Raw genomic sequence first — 26,261 nt, forward strand, 5'->3', positions numbered from 1 at the left:
GGTGCCTCCATGACGGGCTACATGTTTTTTGTAAAAGAACGTAGCCCGTAAGGAAGTCGGCGGCCGTATTGCGGGTATCATGGTCCGGTATTGTGTCAAACAGGTGCGCGCCCAGGTGAACGTTGTCCTGCATTCCGGCGGCGCCTCCATGACGGGCTACAGGAAACTGGATGCCGCGAACAAGTCGCGGTACGCAGGCGATGAGGTAGCAGGTTCTGTGTATCAGGTTCCGAAAGAATTAGGATGATCGGATTGGATCCCTGCAAAATGTTTTAAGTTGTTTTTTTCACTGGCATACCATTTTAGCGATAAAGATTCCGGATTTTCTTCCTGTATGAAATGCAATTGATTGATCAGGCATTTTTTAACGTAATCCAAAGTCAGCGCAATGGCGCGATCAGGATCGGAAGAGGCGTTTTCGAGTGTCGTAATGTCTTTATTGATGGTATTTAACAAATCAAGATAGGCTTCCTCGGCATCATTGCGAAATGACGATTCTCGGGGATGGGTGACGGAAAGGAACGTGTGAATGTTGCCTATGAGTTTTTTTATGGTGTTTTTTTCAGGGCAGGTTAACCAATCCAGTTCCGTACGAATCTTGTCTACCGAGCGTGCGTCAACGTCTCTTTCGTGAAAGATATCTGCCGGACTTTGTTGAAAATTTTTCATGAATGAATAGTCCCTGGTTTATGTCTCGTAATAATCATTAATTATAGTAATAAAATACGGCCTTATGGTCTAAAATTAGATGTAAATGAGGTATGAAATGCCGGAAAACAGCAGTTCCCGCAAGGAAGGCACATCCTCGAAGGATAGTTCAAAAAGCATCAATACGACATCGGATTCCTCCATCGATTATGGTCGGCTGGAAAGTCTTGGTTTTTTTCGGGTAGAAACCAACGGTGTCCTGGGTAAGGGCGCGTTCGGTTCGGTCGAGTTATTTGAGTACCACGGAGAACAGTTTAAGTCCTTGTGCGACGAAAAAGGCCGTGTGGCCGTCAAGTTTCAGAGTAATCCGGATAAAAATGAGCTTTTGATCGCAGAACACTTGTCGAAAAATTTGTTAAAAGGGGAATTATCCGGTGAAAAGGCGCGGTGTAACCAAACGGCGCCATTAGAAGATGAGGCAGGATTTCTTGGTATCGTGACCGCGTATGAATATTACGCCCGTACCGTGCATGGTGAGGAACAGGAAGTGTCCAGGGATCTGCTGCAATTTCTTCGCCCCAAAAAACCGCCTTTGGAGCATGAAGACCCTGACATTGAACGGGCATTCCAAGAAAATCCCGCCATTATGTTAAGTCAGATAGCGTCATCCATGCATAGCTCGCAAGAAGCACTGCATCAGGCATCCGTTCTTCATGTTGATACCGCGCTTCGCAATTTTATGGTAAATGCCACATGGGATGAACAAGGCAACCTTATTGCCATTCAAAGCAAGATCGTTGATTACGGACTATCAAAAATAGTTGAGAAAAACGAAAATGTATACGATTTTAGTCATGGTGCGAGATGGCCGGTTAAGCATTTTAATCAAGAATCGCTCGATAATGGAGTACTAAGTATCAAAACGGACTTACACGCGCTTCGTCTTGCCATGATCGGCATGGTCGGTCTGGCCAGTTCATCTGATCCGACTCATATTGAAGAAGATTTTATCAAATTCAAATACCCTGACGTAGAGGAATCCATTCCCGACTTTGCCAACAAACGTGTAAACGTTTCTGATGAGGCGTATCTGAAGATATTACTTACTAAAATCCGGGATGTTGTGGATATGCAATGTGACAACAATCCTGAAAAAAAAGCGGAATTATATTTATTCCTCGATTGTTATGAAGATTACCTTTTATCGTTGCCGGATACGCATGATTTTAATGAGGCTCAGCGTCTGGACAGGGAAAAACTGCATGAAGCCAACAATCGGTTCGCCAAACGTTCTCTGGATATACTGGAAAACAGGCAAAAAGAATCGCCCGATCCGATGCAATACCGGCTTGCCTTGCTGCGGTTGCAGCAACTGGAGGGACTCGATAAAACATTGGTTGACGACATCACCGAAAGAGTCAACAGTATTCCGCTTGCCGGCCCCAGTCAAGCGGTGGAACCATCAGGTTTTGTTTTACATGGGGTAAACACGCAATCTTATGAGTCACAAAAACCAATCTCCGCTACGGATCTAACGAATTACAGTCCTATACCCCGTAACATTCATGAGTCACAAGAACCAGTCTCCGCTATGGATCTAACGAATTACAGTCCTATACCCCGTAACATTCATGAGTCACAAGAACCAGTCTCCGCTATGGATCTAACGAATTACAGTCCTATATCCCGTAACATTCATGAGTCACAAAAATCCGTTTCCACTACGGATGAAACGGATTATGGACCGTTGCCTGCTGCAAGTGACAGGCCAACCGAATCGCCGGCACCCACATCGGAAGAGTACAGCGACCTGCCTGTTTTTGAGGATGAAAAAAGCAAGCCGTCATCTACTGCAACGCATGAGGGAAACGCTGCCTGGCAAGGGTTGTCATCCAGGTCGGAAACCGTGGGTTCCAGACGGTTGGCAAAACCGTTTGAAGGCCTCGGACAGCACCGCCGGAAGGAGCAATCCTTGCGCGATACAGAGCCTGTTGACGAACTCCGGAGATCTGCTTCCAGTGAAACCATAAAAGAGAAGAAACCGCACACCCATACCAGTAAAATTGAGCAAATAATCAGACATCCTGTCGATACGTTCAAGGAAGTGTTTCAAAGTTTTAAATCCCGGGTAAGAAAAAACAAGGATCATCATTCCGAAACATCGGAACGAAAACAGGATTATGAAGAAAACCACAAAAATCAGCCTAAGTAAGAAACATAGGCCCGGTACAACGGATTGGTTGGGTTGTCTATAGTCAACCCAACCAAAAAATGAACTATGTCATCCGGTCACCGTGAATTGATAACGCGTCAATTATATTGCTTTACTGGCGGAAGAACCCTTTTCCGGTAAGGTATCGAGACACAGTTCAATCACGTCCTGAACCATGCCCTGAAATACCTTACTTTGGCTGATTTGCACGCTCATGCTATTAATCATTGCCGCGCATTTGGTGGCGCGAGATGTGAGATGCGATGACAAGTCATCCGGCATATCCTCTTCCCTGGAAAGACAAAGATATTGAATGGCTTTGTACTCTTCGTCGGAAACGTCGGTTTTCGCAAAAAGTGGTTTCATAAGCTCTTTGACCGCGAGGATGGATTCGATTAATTTGGGAAAGTTCGTTTGCGGATCTATTTCCATTGGACAGTTCTCATTGGTTACTGCTTTTCCGCCGAGCAATTCAATCCCGGTACAATCCATAGACTGGCGTATGGCTTCGAGCAGAGTCAATCCCGACAAGGCGAAATAAATAAAAGGTTCCTGTTCTTCCAGGTGATCGCGGGTAATGAATCCATTGTTTATCGCCTGCAGAGTTTGGGTTACCATTTCGTTATAAAAAGTTTCCCGTATCAAGTCAGTCGTTATACCGGTTTCATCCAGTTTGCGTAATGCCTTTTCTGCCGGGGTTATGCCTTTGGCTTCCAGAACAAATTGTTTTAATACAGGCAACATCGCCTGAAATGCTTCCGTACTCATCAGCATGCCGGCGAGAGTCTCTATTTTCCTTTCCAGATCCGGGGTTGGAGTGGAATTTTTGATGTTTTGTACGGCCTTAAAAAATGGTCGGTACATAATTGGACAATTTTCATCGTTTATTACCGTACCGTCACTTAAACGAATGCTGTCGGAGGTATCTTTGGATGAATCAAGAATGTTAATAATAATATTCTCAACCAGCTTGTTGAAACTGCTGTCGATATTTTCTGCGTTGATGCCTTCATCGAGCAAGGCCAACTCAACCATATCGTTGTAAAAAACATCTTTAAGCCGCCGGATTAACGGGTTGATTATTTCTCGTCTTGCAAACATGGATACTCCGCGCCTGTTGTTGAAAGGTACTGTTGGCGATTTTAGCTTCAAAAGCGATATTGGGGCTTTATTTAACCATGGTGTTTAAATTTTATCAATAAAAAAATAAAAATCAGGAGAGCGACTATCAAAAACAGATAAAACAGGGGAGTGAATATTAAAATCTCTTCAAATTCGCTATAATGGTCGGTTTCGCATTAAGAAATCTTGGATACCTATGTTAAAGGATGCTTTATCACGGATGGCCGGTGTGTTTGCGCCTTCTGTGCTAGTGCATGGCCAGGATGACCAGAAGCATGGTTATGTGCTCAGTATTCGTCTGAGTGACGGGTTGCTGAAAGCGCGGGTGAAAGACCGATCTAATCATATTTATGATGTTCATATTGATCTGAAATCCTGGCCCGGACAACCTGCCCGCTGCTCCTGTTCGACGCCTGTTAATTGCAGACATGCCGCCGCCAGTCTGTTCGCCATGCAGGAGCGGGAGCAGGTGTGTATTCCGGCACCGAAAGTCGGCGCGTCAAACCAGACATTAAACGAATGGGTTTCCACGCTGCGCGACAATCAGGGTGTTTATGCCCGAACCACGGCCAGTCACGCTATCGTTTACCTGCTCACATTTGAACATGGCAAGTATGAAGATCGGGTTCATGTCCGAATTGCGCTGGCCAGGAGGCTCAAAAGAAAAGGATTGGGCAGGAAAGTTGTATTAAATACCCTGAGCGATAATCGCAAGCAGTTTTTCATTGATAACGACGAGGATATTCTGGCGGCGCTGTTTTTAAAGTGCGGTGTAGGCGGTTGGTTTGATCGTTTGACTCATCGAAACAGTGATTTGCTGGAACAGATACTTAAAACCGAACGCGCGTATCTTGATACGGACGAGGAAACCCGCTTGACAATGGGGGAACGTATGGATGCGGTATTGATGTGGGAATTTGCCAGAGATGGAACCCAATACCCTGTTGTAAAATCCGGCGACGATACCGTGCAATCGCTGTTGTTTGATAAACCATGGTATATCCGTAGCGGGGATGCTGTTCTTGGACGGATGAATGTGCCCGGACAGCCTGCCCAGTTAAAGCAATTGCTGGAGATGCCGCCCGTCGCCTTGCATCAAATTGATAATGCGACCCGTCATATTTTACAAATAAACGATAATTTTCCTGTTCCCCGCACGTTTGAACATACGGAGACCCATCAAAGTGAACCGAAGCCGATAGTGCGCTTTGATGCTGTTGTACTCGATGAATTTCAGTCCGTTGACGTGCTGGAATCGCAGGGTGATTTATTACCTGTTTTGTATATGGTCGATGTGTGTTTTAACTACGAAGGGCATATCGTGCATGGCGATGATGTTAATGCTTACCTGTTCACCTCGGCAGACAGGAACGTTATCCGGATTGAGAGGGATTTCGACTTTGAAAAAAGAAAGCAAGAGGAAATCGCGCAGATATTAAGTTTGCGAAGTGCGACAGTCGATGAGCGTTTAACGTTCAACCAAAATTTTCATGATAAAAAAATCATGGCGCATTACCATACGCAAAATGATACGATCCGCTTATACAAACAGGTTATTCCTGTCCTGAAAGACAAGAACTGGCAAGTGGAATTTCTGCATCCCGTGTATGAGGAATTGTTAACCGAAGACGATGTGGAATGGTTTTCTGAATTTACCGATCAGGGCAATGATTTTTTTTCTTATCAGTTAGGTATTCAGATCAATGGCAGGACCGTCAATATCGTACCTCTCATTGCCGAGCTGATTAACCGGTTTGACAGCGACAGTTTGCAAAAACTGCCTGATGATCAAACCGTACGATTGTCGTTAACCGCAGGAAAAGCGTTGCGTGTCAAGGTTGGACGGCTGAAACCCTTGATATATTTTCTCCTGCAATACAGCACCCGCACTGTTAATGCGGATCAGCAGATACAAATAAACCGTTACCAGATGATTCTGATGCGGGAAGTTGAGCAGGCAATAGCGGCAACGGCTATGCGCTGGCGAGGCAGTGACCAGATACGGGCACAATTACAACGATTGCATAACAGGCAATCTTCGGAGGGTGTCAGACTACCGGCGGGATTGCAGACGGAGTTGCGGGATTATCAACAGCAGGGATTAAACTGGCTGCAATTGTTGCGGGAAAGCCGGTTCGGCGGCATTTTAGCGGATGACATGGGGCTTGGTAAAACAGTACAAACCCTGGCTCATTTGTTACTTGAAAAGGAGCAGGGGCGGTTAAACAAGGCTTGTTTGATAGTGGCGCCAACCAGTCTGGTCATGAACTGGTTTGAGGAGGCGAAACGTTTCACCCCCGCCTTGAAGGCCCTGGTCTTTCACGGCCAGGAGCGCCATGGTGATGAGTTTGATGATTATGATTTGGTGATTTCTACTTACGGGTTGATCCAGCGGGATAAAAATCGATTCATCAGTTACCCCTTTTATTATCTTATTCTTGATGAAGCGCAATCTATAAAAAACGCACGGACTAAAACAACGCAGATCATTCAGCAAATTAACGCCAGCCACAGGCTATGCCTCTCCGGTACGCCCCTCGAAAATCATTTGGGAGAGTTGTGGTCGTTATTTCATTTTCTGATGCCTGGTTTATTAGGTGATATCAAACAGTACCGACGTTTTTTTAAAACACCGGTTGAAAAAAACGGGGATGCCGAGCGAAGGGCCCTTCTGGCCGGTCGTGTGCGGCCATTTATGTTGCGGCGTACCAAAAATCAGGTTGCTCGTGAATTGCCGGATAAAACGGAAATTGTCCGGGTCGTTGAGTTAAATGGAACTCAGCGCGATCTTTATGAAACCATTCGCATGAGTGTCGAGAAAAAAGTCAGAGACGCGATTTCTCGCCATGGTATGGGTAAAAGCCACATTGTGTTGCTGGATGCCTTACTGAAACTGAGGCAGGTTTGTTGTGATCCCAGGCTGGTATCCATACCCAATGCTGTCATGGCTCACGGCACTTCCGCCAAACTGGAGGCGTTAATGGAACTGCTGGAGAGTCTGATTGAGGAAGGAAGGCGGGTACTGATTTTTTCTCAGTTTACATCCATGCTCGCACTCATAGAAAAGGAGTTGACCGCTCAGGGTTATGCTTATCTGAAGTTAACCGGCCAGACCCGGGCAAGACATCAGGTGGTTCAACAATTTCAGAAAGGAGATACGCCTGTTTTTTTGATAAGTCTTAAGGCCGGAGGAACAGGATTGAATCTGACCCGGGCTGATACGGTTATTCATTATGATCCCTGGTGGAATCCCGCTGCCGAGGATCAGGCGACGGACAGAAGCCATCGCATTGGCCAGGAAAATCCTGTTTTTGTTTATAAATTAATCACCAAGGGAACGGTAGAAGACGCTATCCTTGCCATGCAAAATAGAAAAAGGGAATTGTTCGAAGGTATTCTGGCTGATAACGCTACAGGCTTGTCTTCAATGACTGATCATGATTTGGATAAATTGTTTATGCCGTTAATAGAGTCGTAACACATAAAAAATTGTTCATGGCATTTGCCAAGATGAAATCCTTGACATATTCTTTAATAGATGAAAATTAAGGAGAACTTTCATGAAACGGTTACAGTCGATGTTTGCGATGATTCTTATGTTGCTGTTTGTACCCACCGTCTTTGCGCAGTCTGTGGCAGGGACATGGACAACCATTGATGACAAAACAGGTAAAAAAAGAGCGGTCGTAAATTTGTCTGTTTCAGGAAACACTCTGAATGGGACTATCGTCAAGGTTTATCCACAGCCGGGTGATACCGGAATTTGTTCAAAATGTCCTGGTGCCTTTAAAGACAAACCCATTAAAGGATTACGGTTTGTCTGGGGTCTGAAAGATCAGGGCAATGGTGTTTGGGACGGAGGAAAGATTCTTGATCCTAAAACAGGAAAAATCTATCGCGCCAAAATAACTCAGGAAGGCAACAAACTGTACGTTCGTGGATACGTTGGTTTTTCCATGCTCGGACGCACTCAGGTGTGGGTGAAGTAATCCGGGTTCCGCACCCTGTTTTTTACGGTTGTAAAAATAGTAATCGGATGTCGGGCTCTGGCCTGACATCCAACAATGTATTCAAAAACAAAACGGCACGCCATTATCCATATTGTCACTTCACGTTATGAAGGGTCAACAAGCGATGGCAAGATCAGATGAGTTTTGGAGTTTTTTCCAATCTCTCTTACAATAGAGTTCTTTTCCCTATATTGATTGATTATCCAATGGCAGACGTACTGACAAGAAAAAAAACAGCCGTTGATCCGCTCAAGCGTCCTCCCCATTCCGTAGAAGCGGAACAATCCATCATTGGTGGATTGATGCTGGATAACCAGGCTTGGGACAAGATCAACGCCAAACTTTGCGACAATGATTTTTACCGGACTGAACACCGTATTTTATATCGGGCTATTGTCGAGCTTGCCAAAAAAAATCAACCCTTTGATGTTGTGACCCTGCTTGATCTGCTGAAATCCGCTAATGAACTGGATGATGCGGGAGGGGAAACCTACCTGTTTGAATTGGCCAATAATACGCCCAGTGTCGCTAACATCACGGCCTATGCGGACATTGTGCGTGAAAAATCAGTACAGCGGCAGTTGATTGGAGTTGCCGGCGAGATTGCGGATTCCGCTTATAATCCCGGCAACAGGGATGTCCCGGAATTGCTTGATCTGGCGGAATCCAAGGTTTTTGCCATTGCCGAACAAACCGGCGTCGATGGCGGGCCTGAGAGTATTAAATCCATTCTGGTCAAAGCCGTGGAGAAAATTGACGCGCTATACCATAACGGAGACGCCATTACCGGTCTTGCTACCGGCTTGTCGGATTTGGATAACATGACATCCGGATTGCAACAATCGGATTTAGTCATTGTGGCCGGCCGTCCATCTATGGGTAAAACCACACTGGTCATGAACATGGCGGAACACGCGGCCATCAAATCCGGTAAACCGGTACTGGTTTTTTCCATGGAAATGCCATCGGATTCACTGGCAATGAGGATGATGTCGTCCCTTGGGCGTATTGATCAGCATCGAATACGTACGGGAAAACTGGATGACGATGACTGGCCCCGAGTAACCACCGCCGTTCATCTGCTATCGGAAGCGCCGTTATTCATCGATGATTCACCCGGCTTAAGTCCTGCGGAAATGAGGGCCAGGGCACGACGTCTGGCAAGAGAGCATGGTCAGCTGGGTTTGATTGTGGTGGATTACCTGCAATTGATGAAAGTTCCTGGCTTCAAGGCCGATAATCGTACTGCGGAAATTTCGGAAATATCACGCAGTTTGAAATCGCTGGCCAAGGAATTAAATGTTCCCGTGGTTGCCCTGTCGCAGTTAAACAGAAGCCTTGAACAACGGCATGACCGAAGACCGGTCATGTCCGATTTGCGGGAATCCGGCGCGATTGAGCAGGATGCGGATTTAATTTGTTTTATTTATCGCGATGAGGTTTATAACGAGGACAGTCCGGATAAGGGGGTTGCCGAAATTATTATCGCAAAACAGCGTAATGGTCCGATTGGTAAAGTCCGGGTTGCCTTCCTTGGCAAATACACGCGTTTCGAGGATTTGGCTTACAACGGCTATCAGGGGGCTGATTAATGAGCAGGCCTACTCGTGTGCAAATTGACGAGACGGCTCTGCTGCATAATCTGGGTCGGATCAGAGAGTACGCACCGAAAAGAAAAGTGATTGCCATGGTCAAGGCTAACGCTTATGGTTGCGGCCTGGCGACTGTCATACCGGTTCTTGACGGACAGGTTGACGCGTTTGGTGTTGCCTGTCTGGAAGAGGCGATGGCCATACGGGCAATGGGCGCTCGTACGGATTGTGTTTTGTTTCAGGGCGTATTCAGTACGGAGGAGTTACAAACGGCTTCTGCCCATCAATTTCAATGCGTGGTTCATCAACCACAACAATTAGCCTGGCTGCTGGAGACTCCTCTGGTAAAAAAAATCCGGATCTGGCTAAAGGTCAATACCGGCATGCACCGCCTGGGTTTTCCTCCCGCAGAGGTGTATGACGCGCTGAACGCGTTGCATGCTTGTCCGTGGGTAGATAATAATATTGGTCTGATGACGCATTTGGCTTGTGCCGATGAACCGCTTCATTCCGCCAACCAGGAGCAAATGAAGATTTGGCGGGATTTGATTCTGCCCTCCATTCCTGTAACACGCACCATCAGCAATTCCGCCGCTATCATGGCGTTACCTGATACCCATGCCGACGTGGTTCGTCCGGGCATTATGCTTTACGGCGTGTCTCCGTTTGAAAATCAGACTGGCCAGGAGCTTGGATTGATGCCGGTTATGCGGTTTGTGTCCGCCATCAGCGCCGTCCATCATTTTTCCGCCGGGGCCAGCATAGGTTATGGTGGTACCTGGCAGACTAAAAAACCTTCCGTTATCGGAATCATTCCAGTCGGTTATGGAGACGGGTATCCCAGGCATATCAGCCCTGAGACGCCGGTGTGGATCAATGGCGTGGAAGTTCCCATCGTCGGACGTGTTTCCATGGATATGATGGCGGTTGATTTAACCGGCCACAGACAAGCAATCATCGGCGATCCGGTGGAATTATGGGGCCAGCATATTCCGGTTGAAACCATCGCCAAATCGGCGGGAACCATCGCGTACGAATTATTATGTCAGTTTTCTCCGCGGATCCGGCAGGACAGATTTTTGTAAGAACCGGGATTGTGGATAATTTCTAAACGTGATGGTAGAATGGCAACCGATTTTACTATCGATGAACAGGTAAACGCACATGAAAAAAATAGTGTTGACATCTCTTTCTCTATCCTTGTTACTCGGCGGATGCGCGCAAGTGAATAACGAAGGAATTGGCACGGTAACCGGAGGCGTGGTTGGCGGTTTGATAGGCAGCCAGTTCGGCGGCGGTTCCGGCAAGGTAGCTGCCGCAGCCGGTGGAGCATTGTTAGGAGCCTATCTCGGAGGCAATATTGGTCGAACCATGGATCGTGTCGACAGAATGCAAGTCCAGAAAGCATTGGAAACCGCTCCAACAGGAAAAGCCGTTGTATGGCAAAACCCGGATTCCGGTAACAAATACACGGTAAGACCAACCAGGACCTATTACAGCAATAACCAACCTTGCCGGGAATACACGACACGTGCGCTCATTGGCGGCAAGTCGCAGGAGATTTACGGTAAAGCCTGCCGACAGGCGGATGGTTCCTGGCGAGTGGTTAACTAGTACTTCATCCATGTCGTTTTGACCGGTTGAGATATACAAATGGTTCTAAAATCATCTACGTGCCGCGACTTATTCGCGGCATCCAGGAGTTCGTCGTTCTGAACTTTGAATCACTGGTTCCCGCGAATAAATCGCGGGACGTAGACGTTTTTCAGGAATTAAAACCATGCAAAACCAAATGGAAACAGTGCTAGCCAGGCATTTTGAGCTCTTTGCCCAGGTTTTTATAAGTGATCGGTAGCCTGCAATGAGCTTTGCTCCTTGCAGGATTTCCAGGTATACATCCCGCATTTCGCCTTCATGACGAGCTACATCGAACTATATTTGTGCTATATTTATACAATCCACTGATATTGAATAATTATCAGCAGCCCAGGGAGTGTATGATGGCTCATTTAATATATTCTGTTCTTTCCAATCCGCGTCGTGAAGTGGTGTCTGTGGACTCACAAACATCCGTATCCAAGTGTGTCGCTATTATGACGGAGAAGGATATTGGTGCCCTGGTTGTAAGGGATGGCGATAAAATTATTGGCATAGTCAGTGAGCGGGAAGTGCTACGTTCCTGTTTGTTCAAAAAATTACCTATCACGAAAACAAAAGCGGAAGATATCGCATATAAGGATGTAAGTGTGTTAAGTATCAATGATCCGATAGAAAAGGCCATGGAAATTATCACCAAAACCAAGCGCCGTCATGTTCTGGTGATGGATAAAGGTCAACTGGTAGCCGTTCTTTCCATTGGCGACGTGCTTTACCATCTGCTCGAAGATAAAAAACGGGTGATTGAACATCTGGAAAACTATATTCGAACCTAGTGCAACGTTTCACTGATTCTGTTCTGTTGCCAACGGTACAGAAGAGGTAGGTAGGTCGGGCGCCTCGCCCGACCTACGACTTGCCCCGCTGTCGCAGCAATAACAAACTAGCAAGACAACTTCAGTGAAACACTGTACTAGTACCATTTCCATTTAGTTTTGACAGGTTAACTGTCATTCCCGCGAAGGCGGGAAACCATTCCTGATGTGGCTCAGTGCTTGATTCAGTATGGATCCCCGCCTTCGCGGGGATGACAAAAAGACAAAACCTCTCAAAACTAAATGGAAATGGTACTAGGTTCCGTGAACAAATTTTTTCCGATCGAAAACAAGGCAACTATTGTTGCGCAACAACTAATAATGTCTTGTAGCCCGTCATGAAGGCGAAGCCGTAATGCGGGAAAACGTTCATAAGTGGCACATCAAACCCGCAATACGGCCATAGGCCTCCTTACGGGCTACTGTTTTTTCGCAAAAAATGGTGCGAAGAAAATTTTTGTTCACAGAGCCTAGTACCTCATCAAGATTGATTTTAGCATAGAGGGCATTTTCCCGGGAGTACCATGGCAATGTACAATGGAATGAATAGTGGTGCTATAGTAAGTCATGACTAAAAACAGGGAACAGGCTATGTTGGTTGCGCGATTACTGGGTTATTTTGTCTTGTTGTTTTTTACAATAGCGGGCTGGTCTGCCGAGACGCCGGGCAAGTGGTATGAGAAAGACAACCATAATCAGGTAACGTTGAGGGTGGATCTTTTTTTATCAACGACCTGCCCGCATTGCCAGAAAGCGGATCGTTTTTTCCGCAAGATAGCTGCCGAGGAACCCTGGCTGCAAGTACATCGTTATTTTATTAATGAAAACAGGGACGCGTTGGAGAGATTTAGTCAATATTTGCAAGATCAGCCAAGGCAAAAGGATGATTATGCGGTACCCGCCGTATTTTTCTGTAAGGTACACTGGACCGGTTTTGAAAATCCTGATACTACAGGGAAGGAATTATTGAAGAGCCTGCGTTATTGCCACCAGCAGATTGAACAAACAGGCGGGTTATCCGATACGGCCGTGCAGGTTCTGCAACAATGGGCTTTTGCAAACTGGTATGAAAGCAATTTGACCGGGCAATTTTCACCCTATTTGTTTGTTCCCATGATGGGCGTTCTGGATGCGCTAAATCCCTGCGCATTTTTCTGTGCAATGGCTCTTTTTGCCTTGTTGATTCTGCAAAACAACGGGATAAGACGGATTGTTCTGGGGGCTTTGTTTTTGCTGGTGGTCACCGGTGTGCATTACACGGCTCAGGCGCATTCACCGGTTTATTATCAATTCGTGTCCTGGTTGCGCATTCCCAGTGTGTTTGCGGGAGTTTTTCTGATCACCTTCGTGCTGCTTTTCCGCAAACAGGAAAAAAACGGGCGTTTTTATGCCTGGAGCCTGATAGCGGGTGTGTTTACGGCTTTGGTTACCCAGAGCTATCAGCAAAGCGATTGTGTCGCTAATTTCCCCTTGATTTTTGAACAATGGCTGGCTGCACAACAACTTTCATCCCGGCAGATTTTATTTGTAGGGATGTTCTATCAGGTTATTTATTTTCTTACACTGGCATTACAGGCGTTGCTGGTTATCAGCATTGTGAAATTGAGCAGATTTGTCAAATTCTGGCGTTATTTCGACAATATGGCATGGGTGGCACTTCTGCTAACAGGAGTGGTTCTTGTTGCGTATCCAGCCGCCCTGGCCAGTCTGCTGGCGTCTTTTATTCTGTTTTTTATGGTGGTGTTGACAGGTTGGCTCATGAGCAGGAAACAAACGCAATGAAGCGTCTTTTCTGGAATTTCATGGCCATGGCCATTTTGTTATAAGGGAGAAAAAGGATGTCTCACGAACCGGAAGATCCGCCGTTTTTCCCAATCGCATTTGATGTGGAAGCCGGAAAGGAATATCGCTGGTGCGGGTGCGGATTAAGTACTAATCAACCTTTTTGCGACAGGGACAATTGTGGCGAAAAATCTGTTCCATATAAGGCTATACTTACTGAAACGGTGTATTTTTGCGGGTGCAGGCACACGAAGGATCCGCCGTTGTGTGATGGCTCTCATGCCAGGTTATTAATGGCGTTCATGAAGAACCGGAAAAACTGAGTATTGCGGAGTTCATTGAAAGGGAATTTTCATGATTGATCAGCAAATAAAGAGAAAAATTGTTAATACAATCAGTAGTTATGAAGAAAAATGCGACCATTTGCGAATTGAAATTAACACGCTTAAATCGGCCTTGAGTGAATTATTGACTTTGCCGACCGGCGTTGACGATGAGGTAGACAGGCAATTACTCAATCTTCAGGAAGATATTACGACCGGAAAGGATCCGGATAATATTCAACAACGGATCATAGCGCTGGTTGAAATGGTGAAGGGATTAAAACGGAAGCCGGACAGCCAGCCGATAAATATCCGGCGGTTTATCAGGCAAAGTACGGATTTGTTACAGGATATGGTGGTGCAGTTGAAAGACAGTCAACTCCTGGCGAACATGGAGCAGATGTTTCAGGACAACCCTGACGATGAGCAACTGATGAACAGGCTGGTCGCCTTGCTTGGACAATGCAACAATGTTCTGGCGGAAAAAACAACCGGTTACCGACAACAGAATAATGAGGATAACCCCCGGCACGATGGTAAGGAGATCGGGCCGCAGGACGTGGTCATCAGCCGGGATGTGAATCAGAGTCTGGAAAAATTACTGGCCCATCTTGCAATTCCGGACGAACTTGGTAAAAAGCTGGATGAACTCAAAGCCTTTCTGCAAGGAAAAATAACCGGAGAATTATTACCGCGTGTCATAGACGGGCTTACAGAACTGGTGATTGACGCGTTTAGTCTGGAACAGAATCAGTTCAAGATTTTTTTATGCGATTTAACAACGCAACTGCATGATTTTGATAATTATCTGCTCTCGACGAATATCAGGAACAAGGAAGCGAGGCAAAATGTAACGCTGCTGGAAAGCGGTATTCAATCCAATATCAAGGAAATCAAAAAGCATGTCGACAACTCAACCGGTATCAAGGAATTATCCGGAAAAATACATCAAAATTTGCTTACCATGGGGCAGCGTATTCAGGAATATACCAAAGAGGAAGAGAAACGGTTTCAAGATCATGAGAATGAAGTAAAAGCACTAAAGGAACAGTTAATGGAAGCCGAGCGGCACGCCCGGGAGATCCAGAACGCACTGTCCTTTCAGCAGGTCAAATTGCATCAGGACAGTTTAACCGGACTACCGAACAGGGCTGCCTATGATGAAAGTATATTCAACGCGTATCAGCGTTGGCAGCGAGGTTTTGGAGAGCTGTCTCTCGCTATTGCCGATATTGATCACTTCAAGGCCATCAATGATAATTATGGTCATCTGGCCGGCGACAAGGTGTTGCAAAAAGTGGCGTCTATTTTTAAAAATTCTGTCCGGGAAACGGATTTTATTGCTCGTTACGGTGGTGAGGAATTTATTTTCATTTTTGAACGAACCTCACAGGACAACGCCAAATCCCTGATCGAGACGTTGCGTCGTAAAGTGGAAAAATGTCAATTCTGTTATAGCAATGAAAAAGTTGATGTCACCGTGTCCTTTGGCATGACAGTCTTAAGGCCGGGTGAAGACCTGGAAACGTTGTTCATAAGAGCCGATACCGCCATGTATAAGGCCAAGCGGGCAGGGCGTAACCGTGTAGAAACGTTATGACCGATTGGGAACAGACACGACAGCCTTTTTCAAAGGCTGTCGGCGAAAGGCACTTGATCTATGCGGATTGATTTGGGATCATCCGGTTATTGAGATTTTACAGTACCAGTATGGCAAAATTAATTGATATACCTATTGTTGTGGAGAGTGGCCGGAAATACAAGACTGCCCATGGGGTAGTGGCCATCAAGGATGGTGTCAAATCCGCAGGCGCTTTGAGCGAACGTTTGCCCAAGCCTAAATGGCTGCGTATCACCAATCACACCAGTCCGGCGTTCCAACAGGTTAAGGAACAGGTTGCCAAACACAAACTGGCTACCGTTTGCGAGGAAGCCAAATGCCCCAATATGGCGGAATGCTGGTCGCATGGCACGGCGACCATTATGCTGATGGGAGCTGTTTGTACCCGGGCTTGCCGATTCTGCTCTGTGGATACCGGTAATCCTCATGGCTGGCTCGATAAGGATGAACCGGAAAATACCGCCCGTACCGTTGAACTGATGAATCTGGATTACGTCGTTTTAACCTCGGTTAATCGCGATGATTTACCGGACGGCGGCGCACGGCATTATGCCGATACCATACGAGCGATTAAGGCAAGATGCCCGCGAACGAAAATCGAGGCGTTGACGCCGGATTTTCAAGGTGTTGAAGCGGATGTTGCCGTTCTGCTGGATAGCGGCGTGGATGTGTTTGCGCAAAATGTCGAAACCGTGCAAAGACTGACTCATCCGGTGCGAGATAACCGGGCCGGCTATTGGCAAACATTGAATGTTCTGGCATTTGCCAAGAAATATCGTCCCGATGTTCTGACCAAAACCAGCCTGATGCTCGGACTTGGTGAAACCGATGAGGAAATCATCGCTACCATGGATGATTTGCGTAAACAAAACATTGATATTCTCACTTTGGGGCAATACCTGCAGCCGACAAAAAATCATTTACCGGTGGCGCGTTATGTGACACCTGAGAAATTTCTCGAGTTTCGGGACATCGGTTTGTCCAAGGGTTTTTTTGAAGTGGCTTCCGGCCCGCTAGTGCGTTCCAGCTATCGCGCTGATCGAGTGTTCAAGCGTGACAACCTTGGTTTAAATGAAGCCGGCCAGGCTCTATGAACCATTTTTTTACAAAAGAACGGTAGCCCATAAGGAGGCCTGTGGCCGTATTGCGGATTTCATGGTTCAATATTGCATCATGAGAACAGGTGGGCGCCTAAGTGGACGTTGCTTTCCCGCATTTCGGCTTCACCTTCATGACGGGCTACAAATAAGGGACAAATCATACGCTTTTTTCAGCTGTAATTAATTTTGTTCACGGAACCTAACCTGGCATTAGTAATAAAGGGATTATTATGTATCAGCAAGCCATTGTTCGACAGCCTTCTCCATCTTTGATAGATGGTATTACCTCGGTTAATTTCGGCAAACCGGATTACAACAAGGCTTTGTTGCAGCACCGGCAATATATTGAAGCCTTGCGGTCATGTGGCGTGGAAGTGACGGTGTTGCCGCCTGATGACTCTTTCCCGGACTCCTGTTTTATTGAAGATCCGACCCTGTTGACGGAAAGCCTGGCCATTTTGACGCGCCCGGGTGTGTCATCCAGACTGGGGGAAGTCGCGTTGAACAAAGCGGCCGTGCAGTCTTTTTATGGGGACAAAATAAAGGAAATTCACGCGCCGGGAACGGTGGAGGGCGGCGATGTGTTGCGTGTCGACAATCATTTTTACATTGGTTTATCTGCCCGTACCAATCATGAGGGCGCGAAACAACTTATAAAAATTCTGGATCAGGCCGGCTACAGCGCATCGGTTGTCACTCTCAAGCATGTGCTTCATTTAAAAACGGGTGTCAGTTATCTGGACAATGGTGATTTGCTGGTGAGTGGCGAGTTCCTCCATCATCCTGCGTTTCAGCATTTGAAGCGGCATGTGATTGATGAACAGGAAAATTATGCCGCAAATTGTATTTTTGTGAACGGCACGGTGCTGTTACCGCAGGGATTTCCGAAAACCCGTCGTCTGATTGAACAACATCTCGGTTATCCGGTTCTGGAAGTGGATACCGGCGAATTTCGCAAGGTAGACGGCGGATTGAGCTGCCTGTCTCTGAGATTTTAAAATGACGCCAATCAACCGCCACTTTTCGCTTCACGAATGAAAACCCAACAGAGCCTGGGCACGCTCAGTTTAATGTTGATTACCGTGGGCTCGGTGGATAGCATCCGTAACCTTCCGGCTGCGGCGTTATCCGGCGATTCAATTCTCTTGTACTTTTTTGTAGCGTTAACCTGTTTTTTACTGCCGACAGCCGTGATTTCTATCTGGTTTGCAAATCGCCATCAGGACGGCATTTACGAGTGGGTCACGGTCGGTCTCGGGGCGCGCAAGGGATTTCTCGCCGTCTGGTTTCAATGGATGCAAAATATTCTGATCTACCCGACGTTGTTCAGCTTTATCGCAGGCGTGTCGTTGTTTACCCTGGCGCCGCAACTGGCGGAGAATAAATACGCCTTGTTTCTTATTATCAACGCCTTGATCTGGTTTCTGACCTGGGTGAATATCAAGGGCATTTATTTGTCGGTCCGTCTGAATACTTTTTGTACGATCATCGGTTTAATTATTCCTTTTCTGATGATTCTTGCCATGGGAATTTACAGTGTTCTGTCGGGTTATCATCCCGAAGGTTGGCAAGCCAGCGGGGGAGGACATGGCGGATGGTCCTCTTTGACCGCTATCATACTATCGTTATGCGGTGTTGAAATTGCCGGGGTACATAGTCGGGAAAGTACAGCCGGAGCCTTCACGAAAGCCATTATCCTGGCTGTTCCCGTTATTTTCTTAACCATGTTGTTTGGCACGTTAACTATCTATCGTCTGATAGCTTCCGCGCAGTTGAGTCTGGTGAATGGTATCGCGCAAGTCGTCGCGATTTTTTTTAGTAAAATACATGGCCGGCAATTTGCCGGGCTCTTTAACCTGCTGATCGTTATCGGTTGTATTGGTTGTGCGAACAATTGGTTAATCGCACCGGTGAAAGGTCTTTTATTTTCAATGAGCCATGCCGATAAGGGCGAACGCCTATTGACGCGATCCCCTGAGAAGCTCTTGTTAATACAAGCCGGGTGCGTCTCATTACTCAGCACATTATTTTTGCTGCTGCCGGCTATCAATGCCTCTTACTGGTTGATGCTGGTACTGGCTACCCAAATGTATTTATTAATGTATAGCCTGATGTTTATCAGCGCTATCCGCCTGCAGTTATCCGGCAAGCAGCCGGTACAGCCGATGATTTTGTTTTTTTCCGCCCTTGGTCTATTGACCGTTATCGTCCTTATGCTGGTAAGTTTTGAACCGCCTTCATTAATTGATAGCGGTTCGCGGCTCCATTATGGCTTGCTCATGGGATTGTGTTTGTTGTTCCTTTCATTTGCTTCTTATTGGGGCAGGGAAAAGTGGTTGAACAAGAGGCCGATTTTATAATATTTGATTCGGGAAGATGGAACCCGCATTACAGCGAAGCCTTCATGACGGGCTACACATGTTTATAAAAAACGGTAGCCCGTAAGAAGGCCGCAGGCCGTAATGTCTGCTTATGGACGTCTAAAATAAGAATCCACTGTGGTATTTTTGTGGAAATTTCCAGGGGTGATGTCTTTTAGTCTCCAGAATTGTCCAGCCTTAACATCACTCAGGGCGTTTTTGATTTCCTGTGTATAAAATATTCTTGTGACTTCACGGTTTGCACTATCGTCTTTTATATAGTCTTTGATAAATTCGCGAGTGTGTTTGAAAAATTTCATCACTGTTTCCTTAATGTCGATATTTTGCCACGTGATTGTATCAAAAATTTAAAAGAAGCGCATGATGTGTAATGGAAGGCTTGTTTGTGTTGCTATTGTCCCAATCGGTGTTTCACGGAACATATTAATAGCGGAGTTACTGTATTATTCAAATTGATGATGAGTAATCCCATTATCTATGATAATTTGATTTATTGTGATACAGTGTGCGCAATATTTATAGCATAACATGTATTTTATGAGAAATATTACCTTTATATTATTGCTTCTTATATCCTCCATCACACAAGCAAAAAATATCATTGTTGATTATCAGAGAATTTTTCTTCCAGTGTACACGGCAGATGGTCAATTACTTATGGCACTACGTGTATTTAAAATGAATGACGTTCCGTCATTTTTAGTGGTTAATCCCGATAATTTAGAAACCAAGGTGATACCTATCCAGAAATTATATCCCCGCCAGGCAAAACAACAAAAAAAGCCTGGTTACTTTACGCATTGGAACATTGCCAGCACTCGTTATTATCAATTATTAAATAAAAATACTGCGTCACCTTATCCTTTAAAAAATCAGGGAGTTACTCATGCTGAACATGCAGAAAAAGGTAACGTCTTAACTATAGACCTATGTCCATCTAGCAAGCCTTTTGAAACTGAATTTTTTAATGGTCTGATTAAATTATCTGATAAAGCTAAGGAACCCATTCCAATCACCATTGCCATTTCTGGCATGTGGTTAATTGAGCATCCAAATGAATTTCAGTGGTTGTTAACGCAAGAAAAAAATGGAAAATTACTTATTACCTGGGCTAATCATTCTTTTAGCCATGCTTATTATTCTGATCTTCCTTATTCTCAGAATTTTTTACTCTCTGAAGGAACAAACTTGGATATGGAAGTGCTCTTGACTGAAAAATATCTTTTAGAAGAAGGCGAATTTCCTTCGGTATTCTTTCGGTTCCCCGGGCTTGTTTCTGATAATTCTTTGATAAAGAAAATTAAGCAATATGGGCTTATCCCTTTAGGTGCTGACGCATGGCTGGCCAAGCACCAGGAAATTACGCCTGGCGGCATTATTTTGGTTCATGGCAATAGTAATGAGCATGAAGGTATTGTTGAATTGACCCCGCAGTTGCAACGGCTGGAATTGGTTGATATTAAAAATAGTGTATAAAATTCGGTGGTGGGGTGATTGGTCAACAGAATCTGGCGTACCGAACGTGCTATAACTTATCTAACCTGTAATGCGTCCAATGATTACACCAGAATAATGCCTCGTTGTTTCGCTCGTTTTTTAATAATGACGGCGGTTAACCACATCAAAACCCCGAGTGTCACTGCCGCCAGACCGAGCAGCCAATAATAGTTCTGATAGATGGGAAGGCTTTGTGCCGGCGACGTTATCGTGTCGGGAATGGCCACCAGGCCAGCCAACTGGCCTGAAATAGCGTTGGACAGGGAACTCGCCAGATACCAGACCCCCATAGCGAACGCGATGGTTCGGCCATCGCAATAAAGGCCAATCATACTTAATCCCACGGCGCTCACCCATAATTCCGCCAGTGTGATGAGTACATAAGTCAGGCCGATGTAATTCCCGTTGACCAGACCGTGATCGGCTTTTGATGCAGCCAGAGCCATAAGTAACAGGCTGACGCCGGCCAACATGGTTCCTGCGGCAAACTGATAGGGGATAGTGAAACGAGGGAACAGACGATAAAAACGGGGAATCTGGGTTCCTAACAGGATAATTAACAATGGATTTAATATCTGGTAATGCGCCGGTGAGATACGGATACCAAGCAAATGCAGATTGGAGTTTTTTTCGGCAAACAAGACCAGGGTGCTGTTCATTTGGTTGTAAATTACAAAAAATATCACGGCTTCCACAATTAAAAGCAACGCTATCAATTGTCTGTAACGTGTTTCTCCGGATAATGTCAGGGTTTTGATAAAAAACCACACTATCCCCATTCCGCATCCGGTGCTGATAATGAGTGTCGCAATTTGTATATGGGAGTAGGCAAACAGGGTAAAGGTATAAATAGCGGCAATATAAGCGAAAAGCCGGTATTTCGCCTGGAGTGACATCGGTTGGCAATCCTTTCCCCAGACGACATTGTCGTAGATGGCGTATCGTCTGGCGAAATTCAATGCCGCCAGGGATTTTCCAATAAACGCAACGGTTAAAACGGATAAGGGGCCATATGGGCTGTCTAGTAGGGAAGGGGCCAGCAGTGTGGCGAGCAAGGCGCCCACGTTAATAGCCATATAGTAAAACGTCATGGCGGATTTGGCTTTGATGGCGTCGTCGCTGTAAATGGATGAAACCATACTGGATGAGGTTCCCATCAGGAGGGAGTTGGTTGCCGGAATAAGGGCGTAGGCGGCTACAAATAAAAAATCGCCGAAATAAGACAAGGTATAACCGCTGAGCATGATTAAAAGATAGGCGAACGCCAGCATGAAACTACCCAGCAGGATAGCGCGCCGTACCCCTAAAACCTGATCCGCCATAAATCCGCCGACAACAGGCATTAAATATCCGGTAGCCTGCGCGACACCGATAAAGGCGTAAGCTTTCGCCTGACTGTATCCCAGGCCATGGACAAGAAGGGGACGGGTTAAAAACAAAATCAGAACCGTATTTAACGCATAGACGGAAAACTGGCTCCAAAAGGTGATGAGAACAATATTATGGGTTTGATGCTGGCGGATATCCCAAACGGGTAGTTGTTTCTTCACCGCTTCATAGAACACATTATCTCCTTGTGTAAATCATATCCTGGCCGGCTGGTCTTTAGTTTTGTCGCCAATCGGGTTTAAAACGGGTTGGAAAACATATCTTATTTTTTCGCTAAAATCACGTCAATAATATGAGTATCATGATAGGGAAACGTAAATATCTTGCTGAATAGCCGCTTCAGGCGCGCCAGCAAAAAATTTTTCGGCAACATTCTCAGTGACAGGCTGTTGAGAAACCAGGTTCCTTCCAGCCCGAACAGCGCCAACTCATCAATATTATTCAAAGTGACCGGAATGTAAAGACGTTTGCTTTCAATAATTTCAAACCGGTGCTGGGCAAATACCTGCAATAACTCATCAAGGCCGCTGGCGACAGTCGTATTTTTTACCATGGTTTTGTAATAATGTCCGACTACGCTGCTTAAAAGGGTATCCTGGCTTATAAAACCGGCTAATTGCTGCTGTGCCACGGGAAACGATTCGTAGGTGGTGGTAATCAGGGAAAAATGGCCACTGGCCCTGGTCAGGGTATCCGCCTCTTCAAACAGGGTCTGAATCGGAATATAGGCATTGATAAAATGAGCGAGCACGAGATCCTGGCTGTGGTGGGGCAGGTAATGACTGGCTTCGGTTGCGCTGGCTTCAATAACGGTGAGCGGTAATACTTTACAGGCGCGCTCCAGCATTTCATTGGAAATATCGATTCCGGTGTAGGTCGCCTGCGGGAGATATTTTTTCAGCTTTTCTAAAAAAAAGCCGTTTCCGACGCCTAGATCCAGGACTTTGTAGTCTGGTTTAAGGCCTAAATGCGCCTCTCTGATTTGTTTTATTGCGGTACGATGGCTTTCCGTTATTGATCCAAAACGGTCAGCCGTTTTGTAATGACCGGACTGTTCATTATACATGGCCTTTAAGGACATGCAGTCACCCAATTAATTAACATGAAGCCAGTATATCGCCAATTACCGGTCATTGGCGAATTTTCTTTCCTATGACTTTGGCAGAATCGATAGATTAGGGCTTGTCGACCTGTCGTTCCGAGGCTGCAAAAGAGGTGTGATTTATCTTTTTTTGTGGTGTATCCTGTAGCCCGTCATGAAGGCGAAGCCGAAATGCGGGATAACGTACAAATGGGTACGCACCGATTTTGTGAGTATGGTATCGAAACATGAAACCCGCAATATGGCCGCAGGCCTCCTTACGGGCTACGCTCCAGTACAATATTGCAACAGGAACCAGCTCTGATATTCCGTGAATTTTGAGATGGGATAAGTATGCAAAACTTAAGGTATACTCAGGGAGAGAGAGTATGGTTGAGGGGGCAGGATGAATATCCCGGACAGATATAAAGGCGTATTTTTTTTATTTTTAAGTACCATCATATTAAGTGCGGCAAGCCCTGTCACAGCCAAACTCATTATCCTTGGTAAGGATAACCTGGAAAATGGCCACAACCCCATCTCCTTTTGCAATGTGCTTTTCGCGGGTAATCTGATCGCTCTAATTACACTCGCGCTCATCCATATTAAAGACAGGAAACAGTTTAAGGCGGTCCATTTAAAAAGAAAAAACTGGGTATTAATCCTGCTGTCCTCGCTTTTTGCGGGGTTTCTGACACCAACGTTGTATTTTTTTGGTTTGATGTATACCAATGTGATTAATGTCGTACTCATTTCAACCATGCAAATCCCCATGACGTTAGTATCAGGATGGGTGTTTTTCAGGGAAACGCCTGATTTCCGTGTCATCATCGGGGCGATATTAACCATGGCCGGTGTCGTTGCAATTGTTGTTTTTCAGAACTGGCTTGCTTCACCGGTCACGCATGTGCGACTGTCCTCGGCAAATACCGGGCCCCTCTACGCCTTTCTTGCCTCGATTCCTCATGCCGGTGAACTATGCGTGTTTTTTGCCGTTCTCTCCAGCACCGCTTCCACCATTATAGGGTTTCATGCCGTAGAAAGACTTCCTCACGGTATGTTTAGTGTTTTCCGGATGATGCTGGGGGTTGTTTTTTTCTTTTTTATCGCATCCATCCTGTTCGGATGGTCGCATTTTGCCGATTTGTTTTCCGGCTTTTTATGGAAATGGATGTTGTTTTATGGCAGCGTCATAGTAGCGTTTCGTATTTATCTGACGTCAATAGGCATGAAATACGCAACGGTGGCGGAGGTAGCTATCAGTTCCTCGCTAATACCTGTAGTGTCGGTCTTTTTTGCCTACCTTATCCTGGGTGAGGTGCCAGGTAAGGCTCAAATTATCGGGGGAAGTATCATTCTGGCGGGCATGTTCATCGCCTTGACGGGAAAGCTGGAGTCGTATAGAAAAACACGCGTATTGGAAAAACCTTCCGGATTTTCAGGCGTTTAGCCCGATTCCGTCATTTACCTCGAAGGCGGGAATCTATTTTCCCCGAGGCATTTTGTCCCCCTTACATCCCATGGTACCTGGTTAAGCGCATTTTCGTTTCAATAAATAAAATGCGGACTCACTCTAATTGTTTTTTATCGATTTGAGAGATTTTTTATTATTTGAATGGTATGATTCTGAGCCAGGCTTCTGATTGTGCAAACCACGAGCAAAGAGGCAAGACTCCGGAAGAGTGTATTTAGTCTAGACAAAAATAAATTTAGATGGGATGAGAAAGATGTTACCAACGTTATTGCAAAAAATAAGAAACAAAGAAGCAATGATTAGTATCGTAGGACTTGGTTATGTTGGCTTGCCCCTGATGTTGAGGTTCGCTGAGGTCGGCTACCGGGTTATCGGAATCGATGTCGATGAAAGTAAAAATCAGGCAATCAATCAGGGACGCTCTTATATCCAGCACATATCCTCCGAGCAACTCGTAAAAGTACAATCGCATATCAATGCCACGTCTGATTTTTCCAAGGCTTCGGAAGCGGAGGCCATTATTCTTTGCGTTCCAACGCCTCTTGATAAATACCGTGAGCCGGATTTGAGTTACGTGTTACAGACGATGGACGCCTTGCTCCCTCATTTAAGGGAAGGACAGGTTATTTCACTGGAAAGCACGACGTATCCGGGAACCACGGAAGAAGAACTGAAAACCCGCATTGAAAGCAGGGGTTTTGTAGTTGGTCGTGATATTTTTCTGGTTTATTCTCCCGAGCGTGAAGATCCGGGCAATCAACATTTTACCACGGCTACCATTCCCAAAGTCTGCGGCGGTGATACGGAGTCCTGTCAGCAAGCCGGCGTGGCCTTGTATTCAGGGGTGATTGACAAAGTGGTGCCGGTCAGTTCGACCAAAGTGGCTGAAATGACCAAACTTCTGGAAAATATCCATCGTTCGGTCAACATCGGTCTGGTCAATGAAATGAAAATCCTTGCCGATAAAATGGGTATTGATATTCATGAAGTTATCGACGCGGCGGCCACAAAACCGTTCGGATTCGTACCCTACCATCCTGGCCCCGGTATTGGCGGGCACTGTATTCCCATCGATCCTTTTTACTTGACCTGGAAAGCCAGGGAATACGGTTTGCACACACGGTTTATCGAGTTGGCGGGAGAAATTAACAGCGGTATGCCCCTGTGGGTTGTCAATAAGGTTGCCGATGCCTTAAACGATCAAGCCAAGGCAATTAAAAACAGCAAAATCCTGGTGCTGGGTGCGGCTTACAAATGCAATGTCGATGACATGCGGGAATCGCCCTCACTGGAAATTATTGAATTGTTGCAGGAAAAAGGCGCTGTGGTCAGTTATTCCGATCCGCATGTTCCGGCGTTGCCTCCCATGCGGCACCATCATCTGGAACTCAAGAGCGTCGATATCAGCGAGGAGTCGCTCCAACAGTTTGACTGTGTGATTCTGGCGACCGCCCACAAAGCGTTTGATTATACGTTGATTGCCGAACATGCCCGGTTGATTGTGGATACACGCGCCGCGTTCAAGTCATTTAAAAGCGATAACATTGTGAGTGCCTGA

The 26,261-nt window shown here is 45.9% G+C and carries 21 protein-coding genes; 16 read left to right on the plus strand and 5 right to left on the minus strand.

Features of this window, described 5'->3' with window-relative positions; genetic code table 11:
• Positions 1–222: 222 nt before the first annotated feature.
• Positions 223–669: a hypothetical protein gene (locus CKW05_RS05385; protein WP_058483812.1), complete on the minus strand. Its 447-nt coding sequence runs from the start codon at positions 667–669 to the stop codon at positions 223–225.
• Between the two features lie 97 nt (positions 670–766).
• Here CKW05_RS05385 and CKW05_RS05390 point away from each other — a divergent pair, with 97 nt between their 5' ends.
• Positions 767–2,860, plus strand: coding sequence for a protein kinase (locus CKW05_RS05390; RefSeq protein WP_058483811.1), 2,094 nt, complete (start codon positions 767–769; stop codon positions 2,858–2,860).
• Between the two features lie 102 nt (positions 2,861–2,962).
• Here the strand turns inward: CKW05_RS05390 and CKW05_RS05395 are convergent, their stop codons facing one another.
• Positions 2,963–3,961: a hypothetical protein gene (locus CKW05_RS05395; protein WP_058483810.1), complete on the minus strand. Its 999-nt coding sequence runs from the start codon at positions 3,959–3,961 to the stop codon at positions 2,963–2,965.
• A gap of 217 nt (positions 3,962–4,178) precedes the next feature.
• Here CKW05_RS05395 and CKW05_RS05400 point away from each other — a divergent pair, with 217 nt between their 5' ends.
• From CKW05_RS05400 to CKW05_RS05455, 12 genes are all read left to right on the plus strand, one after another.
• Positions 4,179–7,460, plus strand: coding sequence for a DEAD/DEAH box helicase (locus CKW05_RS05400; RefSeq protein ID WP_058483809.1), 3,282 nt, complete (start codon positions 4,179–4,181; stop codon positions 7,458–7,460).
• An 82-nt stretch (positions 7,461–7,542) separates the two neighbouring features.
• Positions 7,543–7,971 (plus strand): DUF2147 domain-containing protein, encoded by a 429-nt coding sequence (locus tag CKW05_RS05405; RefSeq protein WP_058483808.1) that lies wholly within the window; start codon positions 7,543–7,545, stop codon positions 7,969–7,971.
• 227 nt (positions 7,972–8,198) lie between these two features.
• Entirely contained in the window at positions 8,199–9,584 is a 1,386-nt protein-coding gene (dnaB, locus tag CKW05_RS05410; RefSeq protein ID WP_058483807.1) for a replicative DNA helicase, read from the plus strand.
• Complete coding sequence (alr, locus tag CKW05_RS05415; protein ID WP_058483806.1) at positions 9,584–10,669, plus strand: alanine racemase; 1,086 nt, start codon at positions 9,584–9,586, stop codon at positions 10,667–10,669. The genes dnaB and alr overlap by 1 nt, the downstream gene beginning before the upstream one ends.
• Before the next feature lie 79 nt (positions 10,670–10,748).
• The gene (locus CKW05_RS05420; RefSeq protein ID WP_058483805.1) at positions 10,749–11,198 is read left to right on the plus strand and encodes an RT0821/Lpp0805 family surface protein; all 450 of its coding nucleotides are present in this window, start codon (positions 10,749–10,751) and stop codon (positions 11,196–11,198) included.
• A 386-nt stretch (positions 11,199–11,584) separates the two neighbouring features.
• Positions 11,585–12,016: a CBS domain-containing protein gene (locus CKW05_RS05425; protein ID WP_058483804.1), complete on the plus strand. Its 432-nt coding sequence runs from the start codon at positions 11,585–11,587 to the stop codon at positions 12,014–12,016.
• A 606-nt stretch (positions 12,017–12,622) separates the two neighbouring features.
• Entirely contained in the window at positions 12,623–13,837 is a 1,215-nt protein-coding gene (locus CKW05_RS05430) for a hypothetical protein (RefSeq protein ID WP_133141184.1), read from the plus strand.
• Between the two features lie 56 nt (positions 13,838–13,893).
• Positions 13,894–14,160: a CDGSH iron-sulfur domain-containing protein gene (locus CKW05_RS05435; protein ID WP_082642795.1), complete on the plus strand. Its 267-nt coding sequence runs from the start codon at positions 13,894–13,896 to the stop codon at positions 14,158–14,160.
• A 31-nt stretch (positions 14,161–14,191) separates the two neighbouring features.
• Positions 14,192–15,760 carry a GGDEF domain-containing protein gene (locus CKW05_RS05440; protein WP_058483802.1) on the plus strand — a complete coding sequence of 523 codons (1,569 nt, stop codon included), beginning with the start codon at positions 14,192–14,194 and terminating at the stop codon, positions 15,758–15,760.
• Between the two features lie 110 nt (positions 15,761–15,870).
• Positions 15,871–16,875 (plus strand): lipoyl synthase, encoded by a 1,005-nt coding sequence (gene lipA / locus CKW05_RS05445; RefSeq protein WP_058483801.1) that lies wholly within the window; start codon positions 15,871–15,873, stop codon positions 16,873–16,875.
• Between the two features lie 236 nt (positions 16,876–17,111).
• Positions 17,112–17,879 carry a dimethylarginine dimethylaminohydrolase family protein gene (locus CKW05_RS05450; protein WP_058483800.1) on the plus strand — a complete coding sequence of 256 codons (768 nt, stop codon included), beginning with the start codon at positions 17,112–17,114 and terminating at the stop codon, positions 17,877–17,879.
• Between the two features lie 36 nt (positions 17,880–17,915).
• A complete protein-coding gene (locus CKW05_RS05455) occupies positions 17,916–19,241 on the plus strand; it encodes an APC family permease (protein ID WP_058483799.1) in 1,326 nt (441 codons plus the stop codon).
• Between the two features lie 110 nt (positions 19,242–19,351).
• Here CKW05_RS05455 and CKW05_RS05460 read toward each other — a convergent pair whose 3' ends face one another.
• Positions 19,352–19,561 carry a hypothetical protein gene (locus tag CKW05_RS05460; protein WP_058483798.1) on the minus strand — a complete coding sequence of 70 codons (210 nt, stop codon included), beginning with the start codon at positions 19,559–19,561 and terminating at the stop codon, positions 19,352–19,354.
• 238 nt (positions 19,562–19,799) lie between these two features.
• On the opposite strand from CKW05_RS05460, the gene CKW05_RS05465 reads away from it, so the two are divergent.
• Entirely contained in the window at positions 19,800–20,738 is a 939-nt protein-coding gene (locus CKW05_RS05465) for a polysaccharide deacetylase family protein (RefSeq protein WP_058483797.1), read from the plus strand.
• 83 nt (positions 20,739–20,821) lie between these two features.
• Here CKW05_RS05465 and CKW05_RS05470 read toward each other — a convergent pair whose 3' ends face one another.
• Entirely contained in the window at positions 20,822–22,324 is a 1,503-nt protein-coding gene (locus tag CKW05_RS05470; protein WP_058483796.1) for a peptide MFS transporter, read from the minus strand.
• A gap of 86 nt (positions 22,325–22,410) precedes the next feature.
• Positions 22,411–23,229: a class I SAM-dependent methyltransferase gene (locus tag CKW05_RS05475; protein WP_058483795.1), complete on the minus strand. Its 819-nt coding sequence runs from the start codon at positions 23,227–23,229 to the stop codon at positions 22,411–22,413.
• A gap of 406 nt (positions 23,230–23,635) precedes the next feature.
• Here CKW05_RS05475 and CKW05_RS05480 point away from each other — a divergent pair, with 406 nt between their 5' ends.
• On the plus strand, positions 23,636–24,679 hold the full coding sequence (locus CKW05_RS05480) for a DMT family transporter (protein WP_058483794.1): 1,044 nt from the start codon (positions 23,636–23,638) through the stop codon (positions 24,677–24,679).
• A gap of 277 nt (positions 24,680–24,956) precedes the next feature.
• Entirely contained in the window at positions 24,957–26,261 is a 1,305-nt protein-coding gene (locus CKW05_RS05485; RefSeq protein ID WP_058483793.1) for a nucleotide sugar dehydrogenase, read from the plus strand.

This window comes from Legionella spiritensis (assembly GCF_900186965.1).
In the GTDB taxonomy this organism is placed as follows: Bacteria; Pseudomonadota; Gammaproteobacteria; order Legionellales; family Legionellaceae; genus Legionella_C; species Legionella_C spiritensis.